We start from the raw sequence: 20,428 nt of genomic DNA on the forward strand, positions 1-20,428 counted from the left end.
ATCAGCTTGAGCGGACAGGCCTCGCGAATGACGTGCCAGCTTGGCATGTTCCGAACGGGGGGCAACGGTCAATCCTCGGTGCCCATCCTCCGTGCACGGTCGCCGGCTCCTGAAACACGAACGGCCCGGCACAGGGGTGCCGGGCCGTCCTCGCAGTGAGACGCGAGAGCCGCTCGCGGTGGAGGCTTACTTCAGGAGGGAGACCAGGGCCTTGCCGGCCGGGGTCTTCAGTTCCTTGGCGTCGAGGGTGCCGTCGTTGTCCGGATCGGCGGCCTTGAAGCGGGCTTCCACGAGGGCGAGGTACTCGGTCTTGTCGAGGGTGCCGTCGCTGTCCGGATCGGCGGCCGTCAGGGCCTTCTTGCTGACGCGGCCCTTGAGCTCCTTGGCGTCGAGGGTGCCGTCCTTGTCGGCTTCCAGCTTGTCGAACCGCGCGGCGGCCACGGCCTGGACTTCCTTGAGATCGACCGTGCCGTCGTTGTCGGTGTCGACCATCGAGAGCACCTTCTGCGCGCTCGGCTCCTTCGCCGAGGCCGGCAACGTCAGGGGGAGCGTGAGCGCCACGGCGCCGAGGGCGGCGGTCAGACGGAACAGTTTGGACATGGAAGAACCTCTCTCGGGCAATCGCCATTGCCACTTCATCACGGGCGAACGGTCGAAAATCTATTTCATGCCGCAGTGCAATATTTCAACCCCCGCCCCGGGGTGAACCGGTAGAATCCTGCCGGTTCGGCGACCCTTGGGACGGGCGGCGCGGTGGGCCGCCCGTCCCGCGCCCGGTCAGTCGCGGGGTTTCGGAGCGGGACCGGCCGGTACCGGCATCGCCGCGAGCTTGTCGAGCATCTGCAGGGCAATCTCGGCGCAGGCCTTCATCGGTTCGTCGGCGGCGCATTTCACGTCGAGGGCGGTGTCGCCCCGCTCCAGGCGGAACTGCGCGGCCTTCGGCGGCGGAGGCGGGGCGTCGGGGCCGCCACGGGGGCCGCGCGGGCCGCCATGGGGCGGTGGAGGCGGCGGCGCGCCGGCTTCGGGACCGGTTTTCGGACCACCGGGCGGCGGGGCGGGCTGGGCCACGGCGGCGGACGCGCACAGAATCGCGGCCGCGCTCAGCAAGGCGAGGGTCTTGGTCATGGGTGGAACTCTCGGTGAGGGTGCCCGTGAGGCACCGAGGCTAGGAACGCGGATCGGAAGGCCGGGGTTCAGAAGACGCGCTTCTCGCGCACCTGACCGTCGAAGCCGACATGGAGGTGGCGCTCGCGGCCATCCGCGCCCTTGGCCGCGACGTCGAGGTGGCGTGGCCCCCGGCCCGTGACGCGGATGTCGGAATAACCGGCGGCCTCCACCTGGGCCGTCAGGGCGGGCACATCGGCCCTCGGGCCGAGGCCCATCTTGTCCTTGGCCCAGTCGAGGGTGCCGGGGGGCGGGCCGCCGGCGGGGCCGACCACGACCTTGGTGCCGTCGGCGCGGGTGATCAGCGCGGCATGGAGGAAGCCGTTCTCGAACCGGCCCTGGACGGTGACGGCCTCGCCGGTCGTCACCAGGGTGCCGCCCTCGCCGCGCTTGCCCGTCTCCACCAGGGCCTTCCCGGTGCCGTCCTGCACCACGAACTTGTTGCCGTAGATCTCGGCGACGGTCCCCTTCGCGGCGATGGCGGCGGAGGGCTTCAAGTCCGAGACCGCGACGGGCTCCACCGGCGTGAGGGTCGCGGTGTTGTTCTGCGCCAGCGACAGGCCGACGGCGCCGAAGGCGAGGGGGGCGGCGATGGCGCCGGCCACGAGGGTACGCTTCCTGGAACGCTTGGCCTTCTTCGGGGTCAGGTCGGTGGCGGTCCGGTCGATGGTGTCGGTATTCATGGTGTCGGTGTTCCTGTCGGCGTTGCCCTTTCGGGTTGACGCCGTTCTAGGGAAGCCCCGCCAATCCGATCTGAACCGCGCGGTTCAGCCCCGGTTAAACCCAACGGCGTAGCCCGCCCCTTCCCATCCGCCGCCGCCCACGGATTCTACGCCCGATGAAGATCCTGCTTGTGGAGGACGACGCGCCGCTGGCCGCCGAGATCGCCAAGGCGTTGCGGGCGGAGAACTTCGCCCTCGACCACGCCGTGAACGGCGAGGACGGCCAGCACCTCGGCGAGACCGAGACCTACGACGCCGTGGTGCTCGACCTCGGCCTGCCCAAGCGCGACGGGATCGGGGTGCTCCAGGCCTGGCGCGGGGCCGGTCGGACGGTCCCGGTGCTCATCCTCACGGCGCGCGACGGCTGGAGCGACAAGGTGGCGGGCTTCAAGGCCGGGGCCGACGATTTCCTGGTCAAGCCGTTCCGGGTCGAGGAACTCGTGATCCGCCTGCGCGCCCTGGTGCGGCGCGCCACCGCGCACGGGGCGAACCGCGTCGTCTGCGGACCCCTGACATACGATTCGGGGCTCGGCACCTTCGAGCGCGACGGCCTGCCCCTGAAACTCACGGGCCTCGAATGGCGGGTGCTGTCCTGCCTGATGCTGCGCAAGGACGGGGTGGTGCCGCGCGGCCAGCTCATCGAGCGGGTCTATGACGGCGACGCCGACGTCGATTCGAACTCCGTCGAAGTCATCATCACCCGCCTGCGCCGCAAGATCGCCCCGGCCCGCATCGAGGGCGTGCGCGGCCACGGGTATCGCCTGATGCCGGGCGAGGCGGCCTGATGCCGCCGCGCGAGCCGGAGCCCCCTGCCCCGCCCCCTCCGAAAGCCGAGGGCGTGGCCGGGCCGTTCCATCTCGGTTCGCTTCAGCGCCGGCTGCTCGCCGCCGCCCTGGTCCTCGTCACCGTCGCCCTCGTGGTGGCGGGCGTCGCCATCGGGCTCGTTCTGTACCGCTTCGTCCGGGGCCAGCTCGACAGCCGCCTCGACAGCCAGCTCGTCGCCCTCGCGGCCGGCCTGGAACGCGGCCCCGGCGACCGCTTGCGGCTCGCGCGCAACCTCGACGGGCCGCCCTTCGACCGGGACCGGGCCGGCTGGTACTGGCAGGTGCGCCAGGGCGGCACCGTCCTGCGCTCCGGCGCCCTGGAGGGCCGCGACCTCGCCGTCGAGGCGGGACGCCCCGAACGGGACGACACGCATCGGCCGCGCCCGGCCGACGGCACCGGCCCGTGGGGCGAGAGCCTGATCCTGCGCGTCCTCACCCTGCCGCCCGCGCCTGGCGTGCCGCCCGCGATCCTCGTGGCCTCGGCGCCGTCCGCCGCCCTGCGCGGCCCCTTGCGCGAGGCGGCCGGCGCCCTGGCGCTCATCCTGGGCCTCCTCGGTGTCGGTCTTCTGGCCGGAGCCCTCGCGCAGATCCGCCTCGGCCTCAGGCCCCTGGAGCGCCTCCGCCGCGACCTCGCGGAGGTGCGTGCCGGGGACCGCGCCCGCGTGCCGGGCAAGCAGCCGGCCGAGATCCGCCCCCTGGTGGCGGAGGTCAACGCGCTCCTCGACCAGAACGCGGTCAACCTCGATCGCGCCCGCACCCATGTGGCCAACCTCGCCCACGGGTTGAAGACGCCGCTCGCGACCCTGTCCCTCGCCTTGTCCGACCGGTCCCGCGACCCCGACGGGACCCTGGCCAGCCTCGTCGGTTCGATGGATTCCCAGGTCCGACACCATCTGCGCCGCGCGCGTGCGGCGGCCCTCGGTGGAGCCACCCGCGCCCGCACGCCCCTCGCCGGACCCGTCGCGGATCTGCGCACCACCTTCGCGCGGCTCTATGCCGAGAAAGGGCTCGTCATCGACGTCACCCTTCCGGCCGGCGCGGCCGTCGCCTGCGACGCCCAGGACCTCGACGAGATGCTCGGCAACCTCATCGACAACGCCTGCCAATGGTGCCGCGGCTACGTGCGCGTTGGTGCGGTCAGCACCGCATCCGGCCTGGTGATCACCGTGGAGGATGACGGGCCGGGCCTCGCTGCCGAGGCCGCCGCCGAAGCGGTCCGGCCCGGGCGGCGCCTCGACGAGACCGTGCCGGGCAACGGCTTCGGCCTGTCCATCACCCAGGAATTGGCCGAACTCTACGGCGGCGGCCTCCGCCTCGACCGCTCCGGCCTCGGGGGACTCCGCGCGGCCCTGACCCTGCCGGTGTGACGCCCTCAGGCGAAGTGCTTCGAGAGCTTCAGCCCTTGCGCCTGATAGTTCGAACCGGCCCCGGCCCCGTAGAGGGTCGCCGGCACCTCGGCCATGCGCTCGTATACGAGGCGGCCGACGATCTGGCCGTCCTCGAGCAGGAACGGCACGTCGCGCGAGCGGACCTCCAGCACGGCCCGGGCGCCGGCCCCGCCGGCCGCGGCAAAGCCGAAGCCCGGATCGAAGAAGCCGGCGTAATGCACCCGGAACTCGCCCACGAGGGGATCGAACGGCACCATCTCGGCGGCGTGGTCCGGCGGCACCTGCACGGATTCCTTCGAGGCCAGGATGTAGAACTGGCCCGGATCGAGGATCAGGGCGCCCGAGCCGTCGGCGGCCAGCGGCTCCCAGAACTCGGCCGTCCGGTGCGCGCCGGGTCTGTCGACATCGACGAGGCCGGTGTGGCGCTTGGCCCGGTAGCCGATGAGCCCGTCGAAGCCGGAGAGATCGATGGAGACGGCGATGCCGCCCTGGAACGACGGCTGGCCCGCATCGACCAGGGGCGTGTGGGCGTGAAGCGCCGCGAGCGCAGCGTCGGTGAGGCGCGGATCGCCCCGGCGGAAGCGTATCTGCGACAGGCGCGAGCCCGTGCGCACCTTGACCGGGAAGGTGCGTGGGGAGATCTCGGCGTAGAGCGGGCCGTGATAGCCGGCCTCGACCTGATCGAACGCCGTGCCCCGGTCGGTGATGACCCGGGTGAACACGTCGATGCGCCCCGTCGAACTCTTGGGGTTGGCGCTGGCGGCGAGATCGGCCGGCAGGGCGAGGTGCTCCTGCAACTCGGCGATGTAGACGCACCCCGTTTCCAGCACGGCGCCCTGGGTCAGGTCCATCTCGTGCAGCACGAAGGCCTCGATGCAGGCCGCGACCGTGCGGGCGCCGGGCAGGAAGCTCGTGCGGACGCGAAACACCCGGGCGCCGAGGCGCAGATCGAGGCTCGCGGGCTGGATCTGGTCCGGGGCGTAGGACGTGTCCGGCCGGATCGCCCCGGCCTGCGTCAGGGCCGCGATCCCCTGCGCCGCCAGGATGCCGGTGCGCGCCTCTGTCTGCATCACGTCCGGCCCTTCGCTTCGCCCGCACTCGATCGGGCGCCTCGTGTCGATGAGGATCGCCGAATTCGCGGCAGTGTCGCGGCGACGGCCTAAGGCCGCGTTAAGCTTCCGGCTCCTCGGGCGTCGCGAGCACGATCTGCGCGAGCACGATCCGCGCGAGGGCGAGGCGGGCGAGAGCCCCCATGGTGACGAGGCCGGCCAGCGCGCTCGCCAGGACGGGAAAGCCCGCCGGCCAGACGATCAGGCCGAAGCCGAACAGCACCGCGCCGAGGCCCGCGCCCGGCCCGACGGCGAGCACCACCGAGGGCATGCCCACCATGCGGGGCGACGGCCCGGTCCGCCGCGCGACCCGGGCGCCGGCCATCCGCGACAGCCCGTCGAGGGCGAGGGCGGCAACGAGCGCCGCGGCGGCCCAGGTGTTGGCATCCGCGGCGTGCCACGCGAAGGCGGCGGCGAGCCCGGCCATGGCGAGGCTGGCGAGAAGCCCCCGCGTCGGGGTTCTCCCCGGAAGCGGCGGAGAACCCCGCAAAACCGTCTCGTCGACCACGCAGGCTGGTCCTCATTTTTCCGCGGGTGTCCCCGCATTCACCACGATTGACGCGGTTTTCGCCGGGCCGTACCACGACGCCCTGAGCTTGTCGCGATCCTGGGTCGCGCCCGGGTCAGGCCCGGCCACGGAGGCGTTGAAGGCGATGTACAAGGCTCAGACGCGTGGGATCAGCGTGACGGTGATGCCCCGCTTCGTCGAGGAGGAATCCTCGCCGGACGAAAGCCGCTACTTCTTCGCCTACACCGTGGAGATCGTGAACAACGGCTCCGAGCAGGTGCAACTGCGCTCGCGCCACTGGCGGATCGTCGACGGGCGCGGCTCGACCCAGGAGGTGCGGGGCGCCGGCGTCGTCGGCAAGCAGCCCGTGCTCGAACCGGGCGAGTCGTTCAGCTACACCAGCGGCTGCCCGCTCTCCACGCCCGACGGCCTCATGGCCGGCAGCTACACCATGGCGACGAATGCCGGCGAGAGCTTCGAGGCCGAGATCCCCGCCTTCTCCCTCGACTCGCCCCACGTCCGCCGCAGCGTCCATTAAGCTCATGTCCGGCCCGCGCCCCGAGACCCTCGACCTGCTGGCGCGGCTCGTGGCCTTCGACACCGAAAGTTCGAAGTCGAACCTCGCGCTCATCGACTTCGTCTGCGGCTACCTCGCCGATCTCGGCGTCCCGCACGTGCGCATTCCCGACGCGACCGGCAGCAAGGCTGCGGTCTTCGCCACCATCGGCCCAATGATCGACGGGGGCGTCGTGCTCTCGGGGCACACCGACGTGGTGCCGGTGATGGGGCAGGCCTGGACCACGGACCCGTTCACCCTGCGCATCGCCGACGGGCGCGCCTATGGGCGCGGCGCCGTCGACATGAAGGGGTTCTGCGCCCTCGCCCTCGCGGCGATCCCGGACTTCCTCGCCGCCGATCTGGCGCGCCCGATCCACATCCTCCTGTCCTACGACGAGGAGACCACCTGCCTCGGCGTCGCCGACACCATCGCGCGCTTCGGCGCCGACCTGCCGCGCCCCGGCGCCGTCATCGTCGGCGAGCCCACCGACCTCGAGGTCGCCGACGCCCACAAGAGCATCGTCACCTATATGACCACGGTGCACGGCCACGAGGCGCATTCGGCCAAGCCGATGCTCGGCGCCAACGCCGTGATGGCGGCGGCCGACCTCGTCTCCGAATTGAACCGCATCGCCGATGCGATGATCGCGCGCGGCGACGCGTCGGGCCGGTTCGATCCGCCCGCCACCACCGTGCATGTCGGCACGATTTCCGGCGGCACGGCCCGCAACATCCTGCCGAAGCTCTGCACCTTCCACTGGGAGTTCCGGGGCCTGCCCGACCTCGACATGGCCGAGATCCCGGCCCTGTTCCAGGCGAAGGTGGACAGCGTGCTGAGGGAGCGGCTCAACCGCTACGGCGATTACGGGCGCATCGAGACCCTGGAGGAGGTGGCGGTGCCCGGGCTCGCACCCGAGCCCGGCTCGGCGGCCGAGCACCTCGCCCTGCGGGTGGCGGGGCGCAACCACACGGTCTCGGTGCCCTACGCCACGGAGGCCGGACGGTTCCAGGTGGCGGGTATCCCGACCGTGGTGTGCGGCCCCGGCTCCATCGACCAGGCCCATCAGCCCGACGAGTACATCACCCTCGCGGCCCTGGAGGCAGGCGAGGCGTTCATGCGCCGCCTGATCGACGAATGCCGCGTCCCATGAGAACCGTCACGGCCCGCACCATCGCCGCCGACGGCCCGGTCAAGCTCCGCCCGCTGGAGCGCGAGGATCTGATGTTCGTGCATCAGCTCAACAACAACGACAGCATCATGCGCTACTGGTTCGAGGAGGCCTACGAGTCCTTCGCCGAGTTGGCGCAGCTCTACGAGCGCAATATCCACAACCAGACCGAGCGGCGCTTCATCATCGCCAATGCCGACGGCGAGCCCGCCGGTCTCGTGGAGCTCGTGGAGATCAACCACCTCCACCGGCGCTGCGAGTTCCAGATCGCGATCCACCCGATGTTCCAGGGCCAGGGCTACGCCCCCCGCGCTACCCGCATCGCCATGGACTACGCCTTCAGCGTGCTCAACATCCACAAGCTCTACCTGCACGTGGACAAGGACAACGCCCGGGCCGTGCGCATCTACGAGCGCTGCGGCTTCGTCCCCGAAGGCATTCTCAAGGACGAGTTCTTCGTCAACGGCAAGTACCGCGACGCCGTGCGGATGTGCCTGTTCCAGCCGGAATATCTGGCGCGCCGGGGCAGCGGCGAGATCGCCGAGCCCGTGTTGAAGGCCTGACGGCGCCGCGAAGGGATATGCGTATGATCGTCGTCTCGCTCACCTACGTCAAAAGCACCGAGGAGGCCGACCGCCACATGGCGGACCATCTGGCGTGGGTGAAGCGGGGCTATGCCGAGCACGGCTTCCTCGCCTCCGGCCGCAAGGTGCCGCGCACCGGCGGGGTAATCCTCGCCCGCGGCCCACGCGCGGAGATCGAGGCCTTCATCGAGACCGATCCTTTCCGCCAGCACGGAATCGCCGACTTCGAGATCACCGAGATCGACGTGACCACGGCGATCGAGGGACTGGAGGCCTTGAAAGGCTGAGCCCAGTCCTCGGTTCTCATACGGTTTCCGGCTGATCAGTTCGGTGACGCGGTATAATGCGGGTTCCCTCTCCTTCCAGGAGAGGGAACCCGTCGCGCCCGCTCGATCCGAAGTGAGCAGGCGGACACCGTATCAGTCGGCCGCGACCTGCGTCTCCACCTCGGCCGGATCGAGGTCGTAGCGTCGCGAGCAGAACTCGCAGGTGATGCCGATGCGGCCGTCGTCGGCGACCATGTCCCGGCGCTCCTGGGGCGAGAACGACACGATCATCGCCATGACCCGCTCGGGCGAACACCGGCATTGTTCGCGCACCCCCTGCGCCTCGAACACCCGCACGCCGCGCTCGTGGAACAGGCGGTAGAGCAGGGTCTCGGACGACACCGCCGGATCCACGAGCTCGTGGTCCTCGATGGTCGAGACGAGACTGCGGGCCTCGACCCAGGCGTCGTCCTCTGGGACGCCCTGGGCGTCGAAATGGGCGTGGCCCTCCGGGATGTCGCCGGGGGGCAGGTCGGCGAGCCGCGCCCGGTCGATGGATTGCGGCAGGAACTGCACAAGGAGGCCACCCGCCCGGTAGGTGGTGGTCCCGTTCGCGTATTCCTCCGCCACGGCGAGGCGGACCTGGGTCGGGATCTGCTCGGATTGACGGAAATACTGGTGGGCCGCCTCCTCCAGGCTCTGGCCCTCCAGGGCGACGACGCCCTGGTAGCGGCTGCTCTGCGGCCCCTGGTCGATGGTCATGGCGAGGTGCCCCTGCCCGATCAGGTCGTGACTTTTCAAAGGGGAGCTTCCCAGGGCCTGGACACGGCCGGCATCGAAGCGCGCCGTGGCCCGCACCCGGTCGGGGGCCTCGAAATCGACGACGATCATCTCGACGGGGCCGTCGGTCTTGGTCTGGAGCTGGAACCGGCCCTCGAACTTCAGGGACGAGCCGAAGAGCACGGTCAGCGCCGCCGCCTCGCCGAGCAGCCGCGCCACCGGGTCCGGGTAGCCGTGCCGGCGCAGGATGGTGTCGACGGACGGACCGAGGCGCACCACCCGGCCGCGCACGTCCAGCCCCTCGACGGCGAAGGGCAGCACCACGTCGTCGTCGCCCTCGATGACGAGGGTCTGGGCAGCAGGTTCGTGTCCGGCAGTCATGGCATCTCCCTTCGGGCGCGAGGGACCCGGCCCGGCGAGCGTCCGCGAGCACGCGATCTGCGTCGTCCCCGGCCCGGCGCTCCGGCCCATCCGTCGTCCGGCCTCTGGCGTTCATATAGGACGCGACGGCAGCCCGCGCGACGGGGCACGCGCCCCGCGGTCGCGGCGTCAGAGACCTTGCGCGCGCAGGCACCACGCCAAAATACCCTTCTGGGCATGCAGGCGGTTCTCGGCCTCGTCGAAGATCACCGATTGCGGGCCGTCGATGACCTCGGCCGTGACCTCCTCGCCGCGATGGGCCGGCAGGCAGTGCATGAACAGCGCGTCCTTGGCCGCCGCCGCCATGAGCTTGGCGTTCACCTGATAAGGCGAGAGCAGGTTGTGGCGGTGATGGTCGTCCTCGTCGCCCATGGAGACCCAGCAATCGGTCACCACGGCGTCGGCGCCGTCGACGGCCGCGTAGGCATCGGTGGTGCAGTTGACGGCGGCGCCCTGCGCGCGGGCCCAGTCGAGGAGCGGCTGCGGCGTCGAGAGCTCCGGCGGGGCGGCGACGTTCAGGGTGAAGTCGAACCGCGCGGCGGCGTGCACCCAGCTCGCCAGCACGTTGTTGGCGTCGCCCGACCACGCGACGGTGCGGCCCTTGATCGGCCCGCGATGCTCCTCGAAGGTAAGCACGTCGGCCATGATCTGGCAGGGATGCGAGACCTTGGTGAGCGCGTTGATCACCGGCACCTCGGCGTGCTCGGCCAGTTCCAGCATCAGGTCGTGGTCGAGGATGCGGATCATGATCGCGTCGACGTAGCGCGACAGCACCCGGGCGGTGTCGCCCACGGTCTCGCCCCGGCCGAGCTGCATCTCGCCGCCCGTCAGCATCAGGGTCTCGCCCCCGAGTTCGCGCATGCCGACATCGAACGAGACCCGCGTGCGGGTGGACGGCCGGTCGAACACCATCGCGAGGGTCTTGCCGATCAGTGGCCGTTCGGCCGCGATCTCGCCCTTGCGCCGACGACCCTTGATGGCGGCCGCGGCGTCCAGCACCGTGCGCAGCTGCTGCGCCGAGAAGTCCTTGAGGTCGAGGAAGTGGCGCGGGCCGGGCCCGGTCCCGTTGAGGGTGGTGGTCATGGATCCGTTCTTCGTCTGACGGTTCGTCGTGGGACCGGCCATCACGCGGCCGCCCCCTGTGCCGGGGTCTTGAGTGCGGTGGCCGTCGCGTCGAGGCGCGCCACGGCCTCCGTCACGTCGGCATCGGTGATGATGAGCGGCGGCAGCAGGCGCACGACGTTGTCGCCCGCCGGGATGACGAGGAGGTGCATGTCCCGTGCCGTCGCGGCGAAGTCGGTGTTGGGCACGCCGAGCTTGAGCCCGAGCATCAGCCCGTCGCCGCGGATCTCCTGGATCACCCCGGGGTGGCGGTCCTGCAGGGCGGCCAGACGCTGCTTGAGCAGCAGGCCAACCTGTCCGACCCGGTCGAGGAAGCCGTCGGCCAGCACCACGTCGAGGACGGCGTTGCCCACCGCCATGGCCAGCGGGTTGCCGCCGAAGGTGGTGCCGTGGGTGCCGGCGGTCATGCCGCGCGCGGCCTCGGCCGTGGCGAGGCAGACACCCAGCGGGAAGCCGCCGCCGATGCCCTTGGCGGCGCTCATGATGTCGGGCGTCACGCCGGACCATTCGTGCGCGAACAGCCGGCCCGTGCGACCGACCCCGGTCTGGACCTCGTCCATGATCAGGAGGAGGCCATGCGCGTCGCACAGGGCGCGGAGGGCGCGCAGGTGCTCGTGCGGAATCACCCGGACGCCGCCCTCGCCCTGGATCGGCTCGATCATCAGGGCGGCGGTCTCCGGGCCGATGGCGGCCTCCAGCGCCGCGAGATCCCCCGTCGGAACCTGATCGAATCCGTCTACCTTCGGGCCGAAGCCCTCGATGTACTTGGCCTGGCCGCCGGCCGCGATGGTGGCGAGCGTCCGCCCGTGGAACGCGCCCTCGAAGGTGATGATCCGGAACCGCTCGGGGTGGCCGCCGACCGCATGGTACTTGCGCGCCATCTTGATGGCGGCCTCGTTGGCCTCGGCGCCCGAATTGGCGAAGAACGCCACGTCGGCGAAGGTCGCGTCCACGAGGCGCCGGCCCAGCCGCTCGCCGTCTGGAATCTCGAACAGGTTCGAGGTGTGCCAGAGCTTTTGCGCCTGATTGGTCAGGGCGTCCACGAGGTGGGGATGGGCGTGGCCGAGGGCGTTCACCGCGATCCCGGCGCCGAAATCGAGGTATCGCTCGCCGTCGCGCGCCACGAGCCAGGCGCCCTCGCCACGCTCGAAGGCGATGGGGGCGCGGGCATAGGTCGGCAGAAGAGCGGATGTCACGATCCCGACTCCGTGTCTCGCGGCGTCCGAAGGCGACCGCACCAAATGAAAGTGCCGCCTCGGCAAGGGGGCGGCACGCGCGCGATTACTAGAGAAAAGCCCAATTCTGTCAATGACGGGAGGGGTTCACACCTCCGACATGACGGCCCGCTACGCCGTTCGCGGAGGTGCCTTGCGTGCCACGCGCGGACATGGTCAGAGCCCCTCGGAACGGTTTCTCAGGAGATGCGACGCGCATGAGCACGGCCAAGGAACGCCTGGAGGCCATGGGCCTCACCCTGCCGAAGGCGGCGGCCCCCGTGGCGAACTACGTGCCGTTCGTCCGCACCGGCAACCTCGTGGTGATCTCGGGGCAGATCTGCTTCGGGCCCGACGGCAAACTCGACCCGGCCCATCTCGGCAAGCTCGGCGCCGAGGTCTCGGTTGAGAACGGCATCGCGGCCGCGCGCCTGTGCGCCATCAACGTCCTGGCCCAGGTTCAGGCGGCCGTGGGCGACCTCGACCACGGCGTGGTGCAATGCGTGCGGCTCGGCGGCTTCATCAACGCGGTGCCGAGCTTTTCCGGCCTCGCCGGCATCATGAACGGCGCCTCCGATCTCATGGTCGAGGTGCTGGGCGACCGGGGCCGCCACGCCCGCGCCACCGTGGGCGTGGCCGAACTCCCCCTCGACGCGGCCGTCGAGGTCGAGGCGATGTTCGAGGTCAAGTGAGCGTTTGAGTTGAGCGTCAACGCACCGGCCTGGCTCACCGCCCGGCCCATCGCCCATCGCGGCCTGCACGACCGGGGGGCCGGTGTGCCGGAGAACACGATCGCGGCGGCGAGCGCTGCGATTCACGGCGGCTACGCCATCGAGTGCGACGTGCAGCGCAGCGCCGACGGCGAGGCGATGGTTTTTCACGATGCCGGGCTCGGCCGCCTGACCGGGATTCCGGACCCGGTTGCGAGCCTGTCGGCCGCGGCTTTGCGCGATCTCGCGGTCGCCGGCTCGTCCGAGCGCATCCCGACCCTGCCCGACTTCCTCGCCGCCATCGCCGGGCGTACGCCCCTCGTGATCGAGGTGAAGTCGCGCTACGACGGCGACATGCGCCTCCTCGAGCGCGTCGCCGAACTCGCAGCCGCCTATGCGGGCCCCGTGGCGGTCAAGTCGTTCGATCCGCAGCTCGTGGCGGCCCTGCGCGACCGCGCGCCCGGCATCCCGCGCGGCATTGTCGGCGAGACCCGCCAGGACGACCCGGCCTACGCCGCCCTGCCCCCGAGCCTGCGCCGCGCCCTGTCGGACCTGCTGCATTTCGGCGAGACCGAGCCGGACTTCCTGTCCTGGCGGGTGGACGACCTCCCCTGCGCGCCGACCCATCTCTGCCGGCTGCTCGGCGGACGCCCGGTGATGACCTGGACCGTGCGGACACCCGACCAGCGGCGTCACGCGCAAGCGCATGCCGACCAGATGGTGTTCGAGGGGTTTCTGCCCTGAGCGGCGTCTGCCCTGGGAAGACTCCCGCCCCGAGAAGTCCTCGTCGGCGGACTACCGCGCCAGCGGCTTCAGCCCATCCAGGAAGGCGGAAACCTCGCGGCGATTCCACGACGCACCGTTGTTCCAGAAGTTGAGCAGGGCAACGTGGTTGAGGCGCACCCATGCGATCACGCGCGGAAGCGCAGCACGCGAAAGGGTGCCGGGTAAAAAGTCGTCGCGGGGCTGCGGGTCCGGGCCGATGGAGACGATGAGGCAGGGCAGAGTTCTGCCCGCGCGATCGGGATACCACTTAACCCGAGGGCCATGCGCGCCCAGTGCCGTCGAGATGAAGATCGTGCCAGGAATGTTGGTGTCCTGTTCGTCGAGATTGGCCATCTCGATCAGGACGTCTTGGGCGAAATCGTCCGGCGGCGTGCGGGACGGATGCGTCTGCCCGGCATGAACGTCCATCAATCCCATCGTCTGCCCCTTCCGAAGGCACGTACCGCGTCATCGTGAGCTTGCGGATCCGTCCTTGCAAGCCCCACCAACCTTGCGAGCGACCAACGCCGGACGTCGGTGACGACGGACATCCCTGCGACGGTGCGCGGCTCCGCTCGCCCTTGGCCCCTCCGCCGGCGGGGCCTAGATTGCCTCCTCATGGACACGCCCGACGCAGCACCCGACGCCCCGGCCGAAACCGTGACCACGTTGCAGGTGCGTGCGGTCCAGGGCCTCGGCCAGATCGCGGCGGCCGAGTGGGATGCGTGCGCGACCTCGCCCGAGACCCTGTCGGCCGGCGACGAGACCCACAACCCGTTCACCTCCCACGCCTTCCTGTCGGCCCTGGAGGATTCGGGCTGCGTCTCGCGCCACACCGGCTGGCTGCCGCTCCACGTGGCGGTCGAGCGCGAGGGGCGCCTCGTCGGGGTGGCGCCGTGCTACCTGAAATCCCACAGCCAGGGCGAGTACGTGTTCGATCACGGCTGGGCCGACGCCTACGAGCGGGCCGGGGGCGCCTACTACCCGAAGCTTCAGGTCAGCGTGCCGTTCACGCCGGTGACCGGCGCGCGCTTCCTCATCGCTCCGGGGCAGGACGTGAACGAGGCGGCCTCCGCCCTGGTGGCCGGCCTGCGCGCCCTGCGGGCGGAGACCAAGGCGTCCTCGATCCACGTCACCTTCATGCAGGAGCGGGAATGGGCGCAGGCCGGGGAGCTCGGCTTCCTCCAGCGCGTCGACCAGCAATTCCACTGGGACAATGCCGGGTATGCGAGCTTCGAGGATTTCCTCGGGGCTCTGGCGTCCCGCAAGCGCAAGGCGATCCGGCGCGAGCGCCGGGATGCCCTCAGCCGCGGCATTACCATCGAGCACGTCACCGGGGCCGATCTGAAGGCGGAGCACTGGGACGCGTTCTACGCCTTCTATTCCGACACCGGTGCACGCAAATGGGGCCGGCCCTACCTCAACCGGAAGTTCTTCGATCTCGTCGGTGAACGGATGCCCGAGCGAGTGCTGCTGATCCTCGCCCGCCGCGAGGGGGAGATCATCGCGGGCGCCATCAACTTCATCGGCGACGTCGCCCTCTACGGCCGCAACTGGGGCTGCGTCGAGGATCATCCGTTCCTGCATTTCGAGGTCTGCTACTATCAGGCCATCGACTACGCCATCGCCCATGGCCTGAAGCGGGTCGAGGCCGGGGCGCAGGGCGAGCACAAGCTCGCGCGCGGCTATCGGCCGGTGCTCATGCACTCGGCCCACGACATCGCCGACCCGGCCCTGCGCCGCGCCGTGGCCGACTATCTCGCGCGCGAGCGCGCGCACGTGGTCGAGGCGGCCGACGTCCTCGACACCCTGACGCCGTTCCGGCGCGACGGGGCGGAGCGGCCGCCCGAGGAGCCCGCGTGAGCCCGACGGGGATCAGACCCGCCGGCGCCAGATCCACCCCCGAGGGGACCCGATGACCAGCCTGTACGATCTCGTTCCACGCGCCGCCGACGGCACGCCGTATCCGCTGGCGCAGCATCGCGGCCGGGTGCTCCTCGTCGTCAACACCGCCTCGCAATGCGGTTTCACCGGGCAGTATGCAGGACTGGAGGAGATGTGGCGCCGGCACCGCGACGCCGGCCTCGTGGTGCTGGGGTTTCCCTGCAACCAGTTCGGCGCCCAGGAGCCCGGGGACGCCGCCGAGATCGCCCGGTTCTGCAGCCTGACCTACGACGTCACGTTTCCGGTTCTCGCCAAGGTGGCGGTCAACGGCTCTACCACCGATCCGGTCTTCGCCCATCTGAAGCGGGAGAAGCCGGGCCTCCTCGGGCTCACCGGCATCAAGTGGAACTTCACGAAGTTCCTCGTCGGGCGCGACGGGCGCGTGATCGCCCGCTACGCCCCGAAGACCAAGCCTGCCGATCTCGATGGGGCGATCGCGCAGGCGCTCGCCGCGCCGGCGCCTCAGGCCCCGGCGGGTGCCGCCGCCGGGTAGGCCGGCGCCGTGTCCTTCGACTGGATCTCGATGAACACCCGGGTGACGTCGGGGCTCCGCGCCTTCAGCTTGCCTTCCAGGCGGCCGACCATCGCCTCGATGTTGCCGGCGCTCAGGGTGTCGTCCATGTCGAGGCTGACGTTCACCAGGATGTCGGACGGCCCCATGTGCTGGGTCAGTACGGCGTTGACGTTGTGGACGCCCGGCTCCGTGCGCACCACCTCGCGGATGGCCGCGACGAGGGCGGGGTCCGCCGCCTCGCCGATGAGCAGGCCATGGGTCTCGATCATCAGGAAGCCCGCCATGCCGATGAGGATCGCCCCGATGGCGATGGAGGCCCAACCGTCGAGGTCGGGCATCTCGAGCACGTGCGCCAGGATCACGCCCGAGAGGGCCACCACGAGGCCCATGAGAGCGGCGACATCCTCGACGAGCACCGTGAACAGGGCCGGGTCCTTGCTGCGGCGGATGGCCGTGAGCGGCGGGCGGCTGCCCTTCTCGGCCCAGAACGACTTCAGGGCGACGGCGCAGGAATAGCCCTCGGCCAGAACCGCGAAGCCCAGGATGCCGACATTGACCCACAGGCCCGGGATCGTGTGTCCGAACACGTGCGCGTCCGAGACCGGCTCGGGATAATGCAGCTTGTGGATGCCCTCGTAGACCGCGAAGGCGCCGCCGCCGAGGAAGATGAACAGCGCGACGATGAACGCGTAGAAGTAGATCTCGCGGCCGTAGCCGAACGGATGCAGGGCATCGGCCGGGCGCTTGGCCCGCTTCATCCCGACGAGGAGCAGGATCTGGTTGGTGGTGTCCACCATCGAATGGACGCCCTCTGCCAGCATCGCCGAGGAGCCGGTGAAGAACGCGCCGACGAACTTCGCCGCCGCGATGGCGAGGTTGGCGCCGGCGGCGGTGTAGATGGCGCTCGTGCTTTCGTGGGCCATGTGGGTCTCGTCCGGAAAAAGCCGGGGAAAGCCCAGGCGTCGAACCCTGCAACGCATGGGGCAAGGCCAAGGTTCGGTCGGTAGACGCGCGGGGGACGCCTGTGCATCGTGGCGCCCGAAACGACCCGACCGGAGCGAGCGACCGTGACCGCAGCCTATGACCCTCAGAACATCTTCGCCAAGATCCTGCGCGGGGAGATCCCGGCGCAGAAGGTCTACGAGGATGACCACACCCTCGCTTTCATGGACGTGATGCCCCAGGGCGACGGCCACACCCTGGTGATCCCGAAAGCCCCAGCCCGTGGCCTGCTCGATGCCGACCCGGCTTCGCTGGCGGCGGTGGCGGTGACGGTCCAGCGCGTCGCCCGCGCGGTGAAGGCGGCCTTCGCCGCCGACGGCCTGACCGTGTTCCAGTACAACGAACCGGCCGGCGGCCAGACGGTGTTCCACCTCCACGTCCACATCCTGCCGCGCTTCGACGGCGTGGCGCTCGGGCGCCACACGGGCGGCATGGCCGATCAAGGTGTTCTGGCCGATCACGCGGCGCGCATCCGGGCGGCGTTGGAGACGGCATAGCGCTTGCACACCCCGGATCCCGGGGGACCGCTCGGGCCGGCGTCAGCCGGCGTTGACGGTGCCCTCGGCCGGACCGGCCGCCGCGCCCATGAGCAGGCGGCGCAGGGCCGCGTTCTCGGCTTCGAGTTCGCCGACCCGGCGCATCAGCATCAGCATGGAGCCGGGATCCTCGGCGGGAGCCGGCATGGGCGCCGGCACGGCCTCGTCCAGAAAGGTGATGCCGACGCCGTCGGCCCGGCGCCAGGCCAGGGTCGAGCGGTAGGTCCTGTCCTTCTGCGGGATGTAGAGGTCGAAGGATTCGGGAAGGGTGGTGGTTTCGCTGAGGGCTAGGCGCGCGCCGGACGCCGACATGTCGCGCACGAGGCAATCCATGCTCGACGCACCCTTGTTGAACAGGATCCGGCCCTTGAGGAACGTCCTCTGCCGTACTTCCCTGCGATGCTCCGACATGGGGCGCGATCTCCGTTCACCGCTCGCGATGACGGATCCTGACACGCGCCCCTTAAGGAATGATCGCCGGGATCGGCGACTCGATCGCGTCTCAGTGGAAGCGGCTGTCCATGGTCTGGAACAGGTAGAATCCGTTGAATCGCACGGCCGTCTCCGCCGCCCGGTCGTCGAACTCGATGGGGGCCGCGCCGAGATCCGCGATCTTGCCCCCGAACGACCAGTGCCCGCCGCCGAGGAAGTGCGGCACCGCGCGGCTCTCGGGCACGGCGCAGCAGAGGCCCTCGACGGTCCTGAGGCAGAAAACGTTGTAGTTCTGCATCGGTCAACCTCCGATTCGCCCACCCACCGGGAGACGTAGCCGGACAATCGGACGGGTTTGTGTCGGCTCCCGGTCCGGCGGCCCTTTCGGTCTCGGGCTCAGCGCTCGGGGACGTTGCGCTCCAACTCGTCCAGCCACGCTCGGGCCGAGCCGTCGGAGGGCGCCCGCCAGTCGCCACGCGGCGACAGGGCGCCCCCGGCCGAGACCTTCGGCCCGTTCGGCAGGGCCGAGCGCTTGAACTGGCTGAAGCCGAAGAAGCGTTTCAGGAACAAGGCGAGCCAGCCGCGGATCTCGGGCAGCGCGTAGGCCCGGCGCTCGCCGCGCGGAAAGTCTGGCGGCCAGGCCCCCGCGCGCGCGTCGCCCCAGGCGTGGAGCGCCAGGAAGGCGATCTTCGAGGGCCGGAAGCCGTACCGCAGGATATGGAACAGGTTGAAATCCTGCAGGGCGTAGGGGCCGATCACATCCTGCGTGCTCTGCGGCCGGGCACCCGCATCCACCGGCACGAGTTCCGGCGAGATCTCGGTGCCGAGGATCGCCTCCAGGGTCGCGCCCACGTCTCCGTCGAACTGTCCCGTGCCGACCACCCAGCGGATCAGGTGCTGGATCAGGGTCTTGGGCACGCCGGCATTGACGCCGTAATGGCTCATCTGGTCGCCGACGCCGTAGGTGCACCACCCGAGGGCCAGTTCCGACAGGTCGCCCGTGCCGATGACGATGCCGCCCTGCTGGTTGGCCAGCCGGAACAGGTAATCCGTGCGCAGGCCCGCCTGCACGTTCTCGAAGGTGACGTCGTAGACGGGCTCGCCGCGCCCGAACGGGTGGTCCATGTCGGCGAGCATCTTCGTCGCCGTGTCGCGGATGTCGATTTCCCGGGCGGTGGTGCCGAGGGCCGCCATCAGGGCGTGGGCGTTGGCCTTGGTCTCGTCCGAGGTGGCGAAGCCCGGCAGGGTATAGGCCAGGATGTTCGAGCGCGGCAGGCCGAGGCGGTCGAAGGCCTGGGCCACGACGATGAGGGCGTGGGTCGAATCGAGGCCGCCCGAGACGCCGATGACGGCGCGCTTCGTGCCCGTCGCCGCCAGGCGCTGGGCGAGGCCCGCGACCTGGATGTTGTAGGCCTCGTAGCAATCCTGGGCGAGGCGGGCCGGATCGGCCGGGACGAACGGAAATCGCTCGACCCGTCGCTTCAAGCCGAGGTCGCCCCTGGGCGGATCGAGGCGGAACCCGACGCGGCGACAGGCCGACCCGCGGGCCCGGGCGTTGTCGTCGAAGCTTCCGGTCTGGAGCCGCTCCTGGGCGAGCCGGTCGAGGTCGATGTCGGCGAGGGTGACGACGGGGGTGTCGGCGAAGCGCGCGCCCTCGGCGAGGCGCTCGCCCAGTTCGTCGATGCTGGTCTGGCCGTCCCACGACAGGTCTGTGGTGGATTCTCCCATCCCCGCCGCAGCGTAGACGTAGGCGCACAGGCCCCGCATGGAGGCGGCGCGCGTCAGCAGCGCGCGGGATTCCGCGCGGCCCACGGTGATGGGGCTGCCCGATGGGTTGGCCAGCACCGTGGCGCCGGCCAGCGCCAGATCCATGCCGGGGGAGGCGGGCACCCACAGGTCCTCGCACACCTCGATGCCGAGCACGAATCCCGGCACGTCGTCGGCTTCGAACAGCAGATCGGTGCCGAACGGAACGGTCTGGCCGCCGATCCGGATCGTCTGCCCGGTGATGCCGGCCCCGGACGCGAAATGGCGCTTCTCGTAGAATTCCCGATAGTTCGGCAGGTAGCTCTTCGGCACCACCCCGAGCACCCGGCCCCGGTGGATGGCGAGGGCGCAATTGTAGAGCCGGTGGCCGGCCCGCAGGGGGGCGCCGACCACCAGTACCGTGGCCAGCCCCTCAGAGCCCGCCCGCACCGCCTCCACGGCCGCCTCCACGGCCCCCTGGATCGTGGCCTGCAGGAGCAGGTCCTCGATGGCGTAGCCGGACAGGCAGAGTTCGGGAAACACCGCCAGCGCCGCGCCGTGACCGTCGCAGTCCCGCGCGAGTGCCAGGACGGCCGCGGCATTGGCCGCCGGATCGCCCGGGTGGCTGCGCCCGGTGCAGGCCGCGGCCCGGGCGAAGCCGTGGGTGTAGAGCGAGCGGAAGGGCTGGGCGGCGCAAGTCGGGGCGGGGCTGGTCTGGGCCGGGGGAGCGGTCAAGGGGCTGGGGGTCCGTAGGGGAGGGGCCGTAGGGATCTGGTGAGCCATCCTAGTCCGATCCGCCCCGTCCCTCCAACGGCCGTCGGCCGGTGGCGCAAGCGTCTGTTAACGACGATGGTCCTAACTCGTGGGTGAACCGCGCCCCTCCCGGCAGCGGACCCGCTTCGAGTAAATCCGGCCAATCATGCGCGCATCGGGACGGCTCCCCTACTCCCA

24 protein-coding genes are annotated in these 20,428 nt (G+C 70.5%); 11 read left to right on the top strand and 13 right to left on the bottom strand.

What is annotated here, in order from left to right; translation table 11 throughout:
* Nucleotides 1-186: 186 nt before the first annotated feature.
* From ASF27_RS14845 to ASF27_RS14855, 3 genes are all read right to left on the bottom strand, one after another.
* On the bottom strand, nt 187-600 hold the full coding sequence (locus tag ASF27_RS14845; RefSeq protein WP_056261319.1) for a histidine kinase: 414 nt from the start codon (nt 598-600) through the stop codon (nt 187-189).
* A gap of 177 nt (nt 601-777) precedes the next feature.
* Nucleotides 778-1,125: a hypothetical protein gene (locus ASF27_RS14850; RefSeq protein WP_056361293.1), complete on the bottom strand. Its 348-nt coding sequence runs from the start codon at nt 1,123-1,125 to the stop codon at nt 778-780.
* A 68-nt stretch (nt 1,126-1,193) separates the two neighbouring features.
* On the bottom strand, nt 1,194-1,847 hold the full coding sequence (locus tag ASF27_RS14855; RefSeq protein ID WP_056170841.1) for a hypothetical protein: 654 nt from the start codon (nt 1,845-1,847) through the stop codon (nt 1,194-1,196).
* A gap of 155 nt (nt 1,848-2,002) precedes the next feature.
* Between ASF27_RS14855 and ASF27_RS14860 the strand changes: the two genes are divergently transcribed.
* The gene (locus ASF27_RS14860) at nt 2,003-2,671 is read left to right on the top strand and encodes a response regulator transcription factor (protein ID WP_056170840.1); all 669 of its coding nucleotides are present in this window, start codon (nt 2,003-2,005) and stop codon (nt 2,669-2,671) included.
* A complete protein-coding gene (locus ASF27_RS14865; protein ID WP_082479189.1) occupies nt 2,671-4,077 on the top strand; it encodes a HAMP domain-containing sensor histidine kinase in 1,407 nt (468 codons plus the stop codon). The genes ASF27_RS14860 and ASF27_RS14865 overlap by 1 nt, the downstream gene beginning before the upstream one ends.
* Nucleotides 4,078-4,082: 5 nt before the next feature.
* Here the strand turns inward: ASF27_RS14865 and ASF27_RS14870 are convergent, their stop codons facing one another.
* The gene (locus ASF27_RS14870; protein ID WP_056170833.1) at nt 4,083-5,168 is read right to left on the bottom strand and encodes a 2'-deoxycytidine 5'-triphosphate deaminase; all 1,086 of its coding nucleotides are present in this window, start codon (nt 5,166-5,168) and stop codon (nt 4,083-4,085) included.
* A gap of 100 nt (nt 5,169-5,268) precedes the next feature.
* Nucleotides 5,269-5,715 carry a hypothetical protein gene (locus tag ASF27_RS14875; RefSeq protein ID WP_056361301.1) on the bottom strand — a complete coding sequence of 149 codons (447 nt, stop codon included), beginning with the start codon at nt 5,713-5,715 and terminating at the stop codon, nt 5,269-5,271.
* A 145-nt stretch (nt 5,716-5,860) separates the two neighbouring features.
* On the opposite strand from ASF27_RS14875, the gene apaG reads away from it, so the two are divergent.
* The 4 genes from apaG to ASF27_RS14895 are packed head-to-tail and all read left to right on the top strand — an operon-like array spanning nt 5,861 to nt 8,313.
* On the top strand, nt 5,861-6,253 hold the full coding sequence (apaG, locus tag ASF27_RS14880; RefSeq protein ID WP_056170823.1) for a Co2+/Mg2+ efflux protein ApaG: 393 nt from the start codon (nt 5,861-5,863) through the stop codon (nt 6,251-6,253).
* A gap of 4 nt (nt 6,254-6,257) precedes the next feature.
* Nucleotides 6,258-7,424: an acetylornithine deacetylase gene (gene argE, locus ASF27_RS14885; RefSeq protein ID WP_056361305.1), complete on the top strand. Its 1,167-nt coding sequence runs from the start codon at nt 6,258-6,260 to the stop codon at nt 7,422-7,424.
* Nucleotides 7,421-8,005: a spermidine N1-acetyltransferase gene (gene speG, locus ASF27_RS14890; RefSeq protein WP_056170817.1), complete on the top strand. Its 585-nt coding sequence runs from the start codon at nt 7,421-7,423 to the stop codon at nt 8,003-8,005. Before argE ends, speG begins: the two co-directional genes overlap by 4 nt.
* Before the next feature lie 23 nt (nt 8,006-8,028).
* The gene (locus ASF27_RS14895) at nt 8,029-8,313 is read left to right on the top strand and encodes a YciI family protein (protein WP_056170814.1); all 285 of its coding nucleotides are present in this window, start codon (nt 8,029-8,031) and stop codon (nt 8,311-8,313) included.
* A gap of 132 nt (nt 8,314-8,445) precedes the next feature.
* Here ASF27_RS14895 and ASF27_RS14900 read toward each other — a convergent pair whose 3' ends face one another.
* The 3 genes from ASF27_RS14900 to ASF27_RS14910 all read right to left on the bottom strand — a co-directional run bounded on the left by ASF27_RS14900 (nt 8,446) and on the right by ASF27_RS14910 (nt 11,810).
* Nucleotides 8,446-9,453, bottom strand: a complete 1,008-nt coding sequence (locus ASF27_RS14900) for an Hsp33 family molecular chaperone (RefSeq protein ID WP_056361308.1) — start codon at nt 9,451-9,453, stop codon at nt 8,446-8,448.
* Nucleotides 9,454-9,621: 168 nt separating this feature from the next.
* Nucleotides 9,622-10,575 carry an ornithine carbamoyltransferase gene (argF, locus tag ASF27_RS14905; protein WP_056361311.1) on the bottom strand — a complete coding sequence of 318 codons (954 nt, stop codon included), beginning with the start codon at nt 10,573-10,575 and terminating at the stop codon, nt 9,622-9,624.
* Between the two features lie 41 nt (nt 10,576-10,616).
* Complete coding sequence (locus ASF27_RS14910) at nt 10,617-11,810, bottom strand: aspartate aminotransferase family protein (RefSeq protein ID WP_056305210.1); 1,194 nt, start codon at nt 11,808-11,810, stop codon at nt 10,617-10,619.
* A gap of 236 nt (nt 11,811-12,046) precedes the next feature.
* On the opposite strand from ASF27_RS14910, the gene ASF27_RS14915 reads away from it, so the two are divergent.
* A complete protein-coding gene (locus tag ASF27_RS14915) occupies nt 12,047-12,520 on the top strand; it encodes a RidA family protein (protein WP_056261335.1) in 474 nt (157 codons plus the stop codon).
* A 9-nt stretch (nt 12,521-12,529) separates the two neighbouring features.
* Complete coding sequence (locus ASF27_RS14920) at nt 12,530-13,282, top strand: glycerophosphodiester phosphodiesterase family protein (protein WP_056170797.1); 753 nt, start codon at nt 12,530-12,532, stop codon at nt 13,280-13,282.
* A gap of 51 nt (nt 13,283-13,333) precedes the next feature.
* On the opposite strand, the gene ASF27_RS14925 is transcribed toward ASF27_RS14920, so the two are convergent.
* Entirely contained in the window at nt 13,334-13,741 is a 408-nt protein-coding gene (locus ASF27_RS14925; protein WP_162239262.1) for a hypothetical protein, read from the bottom strand.
* Nucleotides 13,742-13,921: 180 nt separating this feature from the next.
* Between ASF27_RS14925 and ASF27_RS14930 the strand changes: the two genes are divergently transcribed.
* Together ASF27_RS14930 and ASF27_RS14935 are read left to right on the top strand one after the other, a co-directional pair.
* Nucleotides 13,922-15,166, top strand: a complete 1,245-nt coding sequence (locus ASF27_RS14930; protein ID WP_056361314.1) for a GNAT family N-acetyltransferase — start codon at nt 13,922-13,924, stop codon at nt 15,164-15,166.
* 52 nt (nt 15,167-15,218) lie between these two features.
* Nucleotides 15,219-15,740 (top strand): glutathione peroxidase, encoded by a 522-nt coding sequence (locus ASF27_RS14935; RefSeq protein ID WP_056361317.1) that lies wholly within the window; start codon nt 15,219-15,221, stop codon nt 15,738-15,740.
* Here ASF27_RS14935 and ASF27_RS14940 read toward each other — a convergent pair.
* A complete protein-coding gene (locus ASF27_RS14940) occupies nt 15,710-16,684 on the bottom strand; it encodes a cation diffusion facilitator family transporter (protein WP_056361320.1) in 975 nt (324 codons plus the stop codon). The genes ASF27_RS14935 and ASF27_RS14940 overlap by 31 nt on opposite strands.
* Before the next feature lie 144 nt (nt 16,685-16,828).
* Here ASF27_RS14940 and ASF27_RS14945 point away from each other — a divergent pair, with 144 nt between their 5' ends.
* Nucleotides 16,829-17,260 carry an HIT family protein gene (locus ASF27_RS14945; RefSeq protein WP_056361323.1) on the top strand — a complete coding sequence of 144 codons (432 nt, stop codon included), beginning with the start codon at nt 16,829-16,831 and terminating at the stop codon, nt 17,258-17,260.
* A gap of 42 nt (nt 17,261-17,302) precedes the next feature.
* Here ASF27_RS14945 and ASF27_RS14950 read toward each other — a convergent pair whose 3' ends face one another.
* The 3 genes from ASF27_RS14950 to ASF27_RS14960 all read right to left on the bottom strand — a co-directional run bounded on the left by ASF27_RS14950 (nt 17,303) and on the right by ASF27_RS14960 (nt 20,212).
* Nucleotides 17,303-17,710 (bottom strand): PilZ domain-containing protein, encoded by a 408-nt coding sequence (locus ASF27_RS14950; protein ID WP_056361326.1) that lies wholly within the window; start codon nt 17,708-17,710, stop codon nt 17,303-17,305.
* A 91-nt stretch (nt 17,711-17,801) separates the two neighbouring features.
* Entirely contained in the window at nt 17,802-18,029 is a 228-nt protein-coding gene (locus ASF27_RS14955) for a hypothetical protein (RefSeq protein ID WP_056095294.1), read from the bottom strand.
* A gap of 98 nt (nt 18,030-18,127) precedes the next feature.
* Nucleotides 18,128-20,212: an NAD(+) synthase gene (locus ASF27_RS14960; protein ID WP_056361329.1), complete on the bottom strand. Its 2,085-nt coding sequence runs from the start codon at nt 20,210-20,212 to the stop codon at nt 18,128-18,130.
* Nucleotides 20,213-20,428 lie beyond the last annotated feature (216 nt).

Origin of the sequence: Methylobacterium sp. Leaf102, assembly GCF_001422425.1 — a bacterium.
Taxonomy (GTDB): Bacteria; Pseudomonadota; Alphaproteobacteria; order Rhizobiales; family Beijerinckiaceae; genus Methylobacterium.

Bases quoted from the DNA above. Each gene is read 5' to 3' on its own strand.
- ASF27_RS14935 (WP_056361317.1), top strand. From the start codon at position 15,219: ATGACCAGCCTGTACGATCTCGTTCCACGCGCCGCCGACGGCACGCCG.
- ASF27_RS14845 (WP_056261319.1), bottom strand. From the start codon at position 600: ATGTCCAAACTGTTCCGTCTGACCGCCGCCCTCGGCGCCGTGGCGCTC.
- ASF27_RS14950 (WP_056361326.1), bottom strand. From the start codon at position 17,710: ATGTCGGAGCATCGCAGGGAAGTACGGCAGAGGACGTTCCTCAAGGGC.
- argE (WP_056361305.1), top strand. From the start codon at position 6,258: ATGTCCGGCCCGCGCCCCGAGACCCTCGACCTGCTGGCGCGGCTCGTG.
- ASF27_RS14955 (WP_056095294.1), bottom strand. From the start codon at position 18,029: ATGCAGAACTACAACGTTTTCTGCCTCAGGACCGTCGAGGGCCTCTGC.
- ASF27_RS14940 (WP_056361320.1), bottom strand. From the start codon at position 16,684: ATGGCCCACGAAAGCACGAGCGCCATCTACACCGCCGCCGGCGCCAAC.
- ASF27_RS14865 (WP_082479189.1), top strand. From the start codon at position 2,671: ATGCCGCCGCGCGAGCCGGAGCCCCCTGCCCCGCCCCCTCCGAAAGCC.
- ASF27_RS14870 (WP_056170833.1), bottom strand. From the start codon at position 5,168: ATGCAGACAGAGGCGCGCACCGGCATCCTGGCGGCGCAGGGGATCGCG.
- ASF27_RS14850 (WP_056361293.1), bottom strand. From the start codon at position 1,125: ATGACCAAGACCCTCGCCTTGCTGAGCGCGGCCGCGATTCTGTGCGCG.
- ASF27_RS14930 (WP_056361314.1), top strand. From the start codon at position 13,922: ATGGACACGCCCGACGCAGCACCCGACGCCCCGGCCGAAACCGTGACC.
- speG (WP_056170817.1), top strand. From the start codon at position 7,421: ATGAGAACCGTCACGGCCCGCACCATCGCCGCCGACGGCCCGGTCAAG.
- argF (WP_056361311.1), bottom strand. From the start codon at position 10,575: ATGACCACCACCCTCAACGGGACCGGGCCCGGCCCGCGCCACTTCCTC.
- ASF27_RS14915 (WP_056261335.1), top strand. From the start codon at position 12,047: ATGAGCACGGCCAAGGAACGCCTGGAGGCCATGGGCCTCACCCTGCCG.
- ASF27_RS14925 (WP_162239262.1), bottom strand. From the start codon at position 13,741: ATGGGATTGATGGACGTTCATGCCGGGCAGACGCATCCGTCCCGCACG.
- ASF27_RS14855 (WP_056170841.1), bottom strand. From the start codon at position 1,847: ATGAATACCGACACCATCGACCGGACCGCCACCGACCTGACCCCGAAG.
- ASF27_RS14860 (WP_056170840.1), top strand. From the start codon at position 2,003: ATGAAGATCCTGCTTGTGGAGGACGACGCGCCGCTGGCCGCCGAGATC.
- ASF27_RS14900 (WP_056361308.1), bottom strand. From the start codon at position 9,453: ATGACTGCCGGACACGAACCTGCTGCCCAGACCCTCGTCATCGAGGGC.
- apaG (WP_056170823.1), top strand. From the start codon at position 5,861: ATGTACAAGGCTCAGACGCGTGGGATCAGCGTGACGGTGATGCCCCGC.
- ASF27_RS14895 (WP_056170814.1), top strand. From the start codon at position 8,029: ATGATCGTCGTCTCGCTCACCTACGTCAAAAGCACCGAGGAGGCCGAC.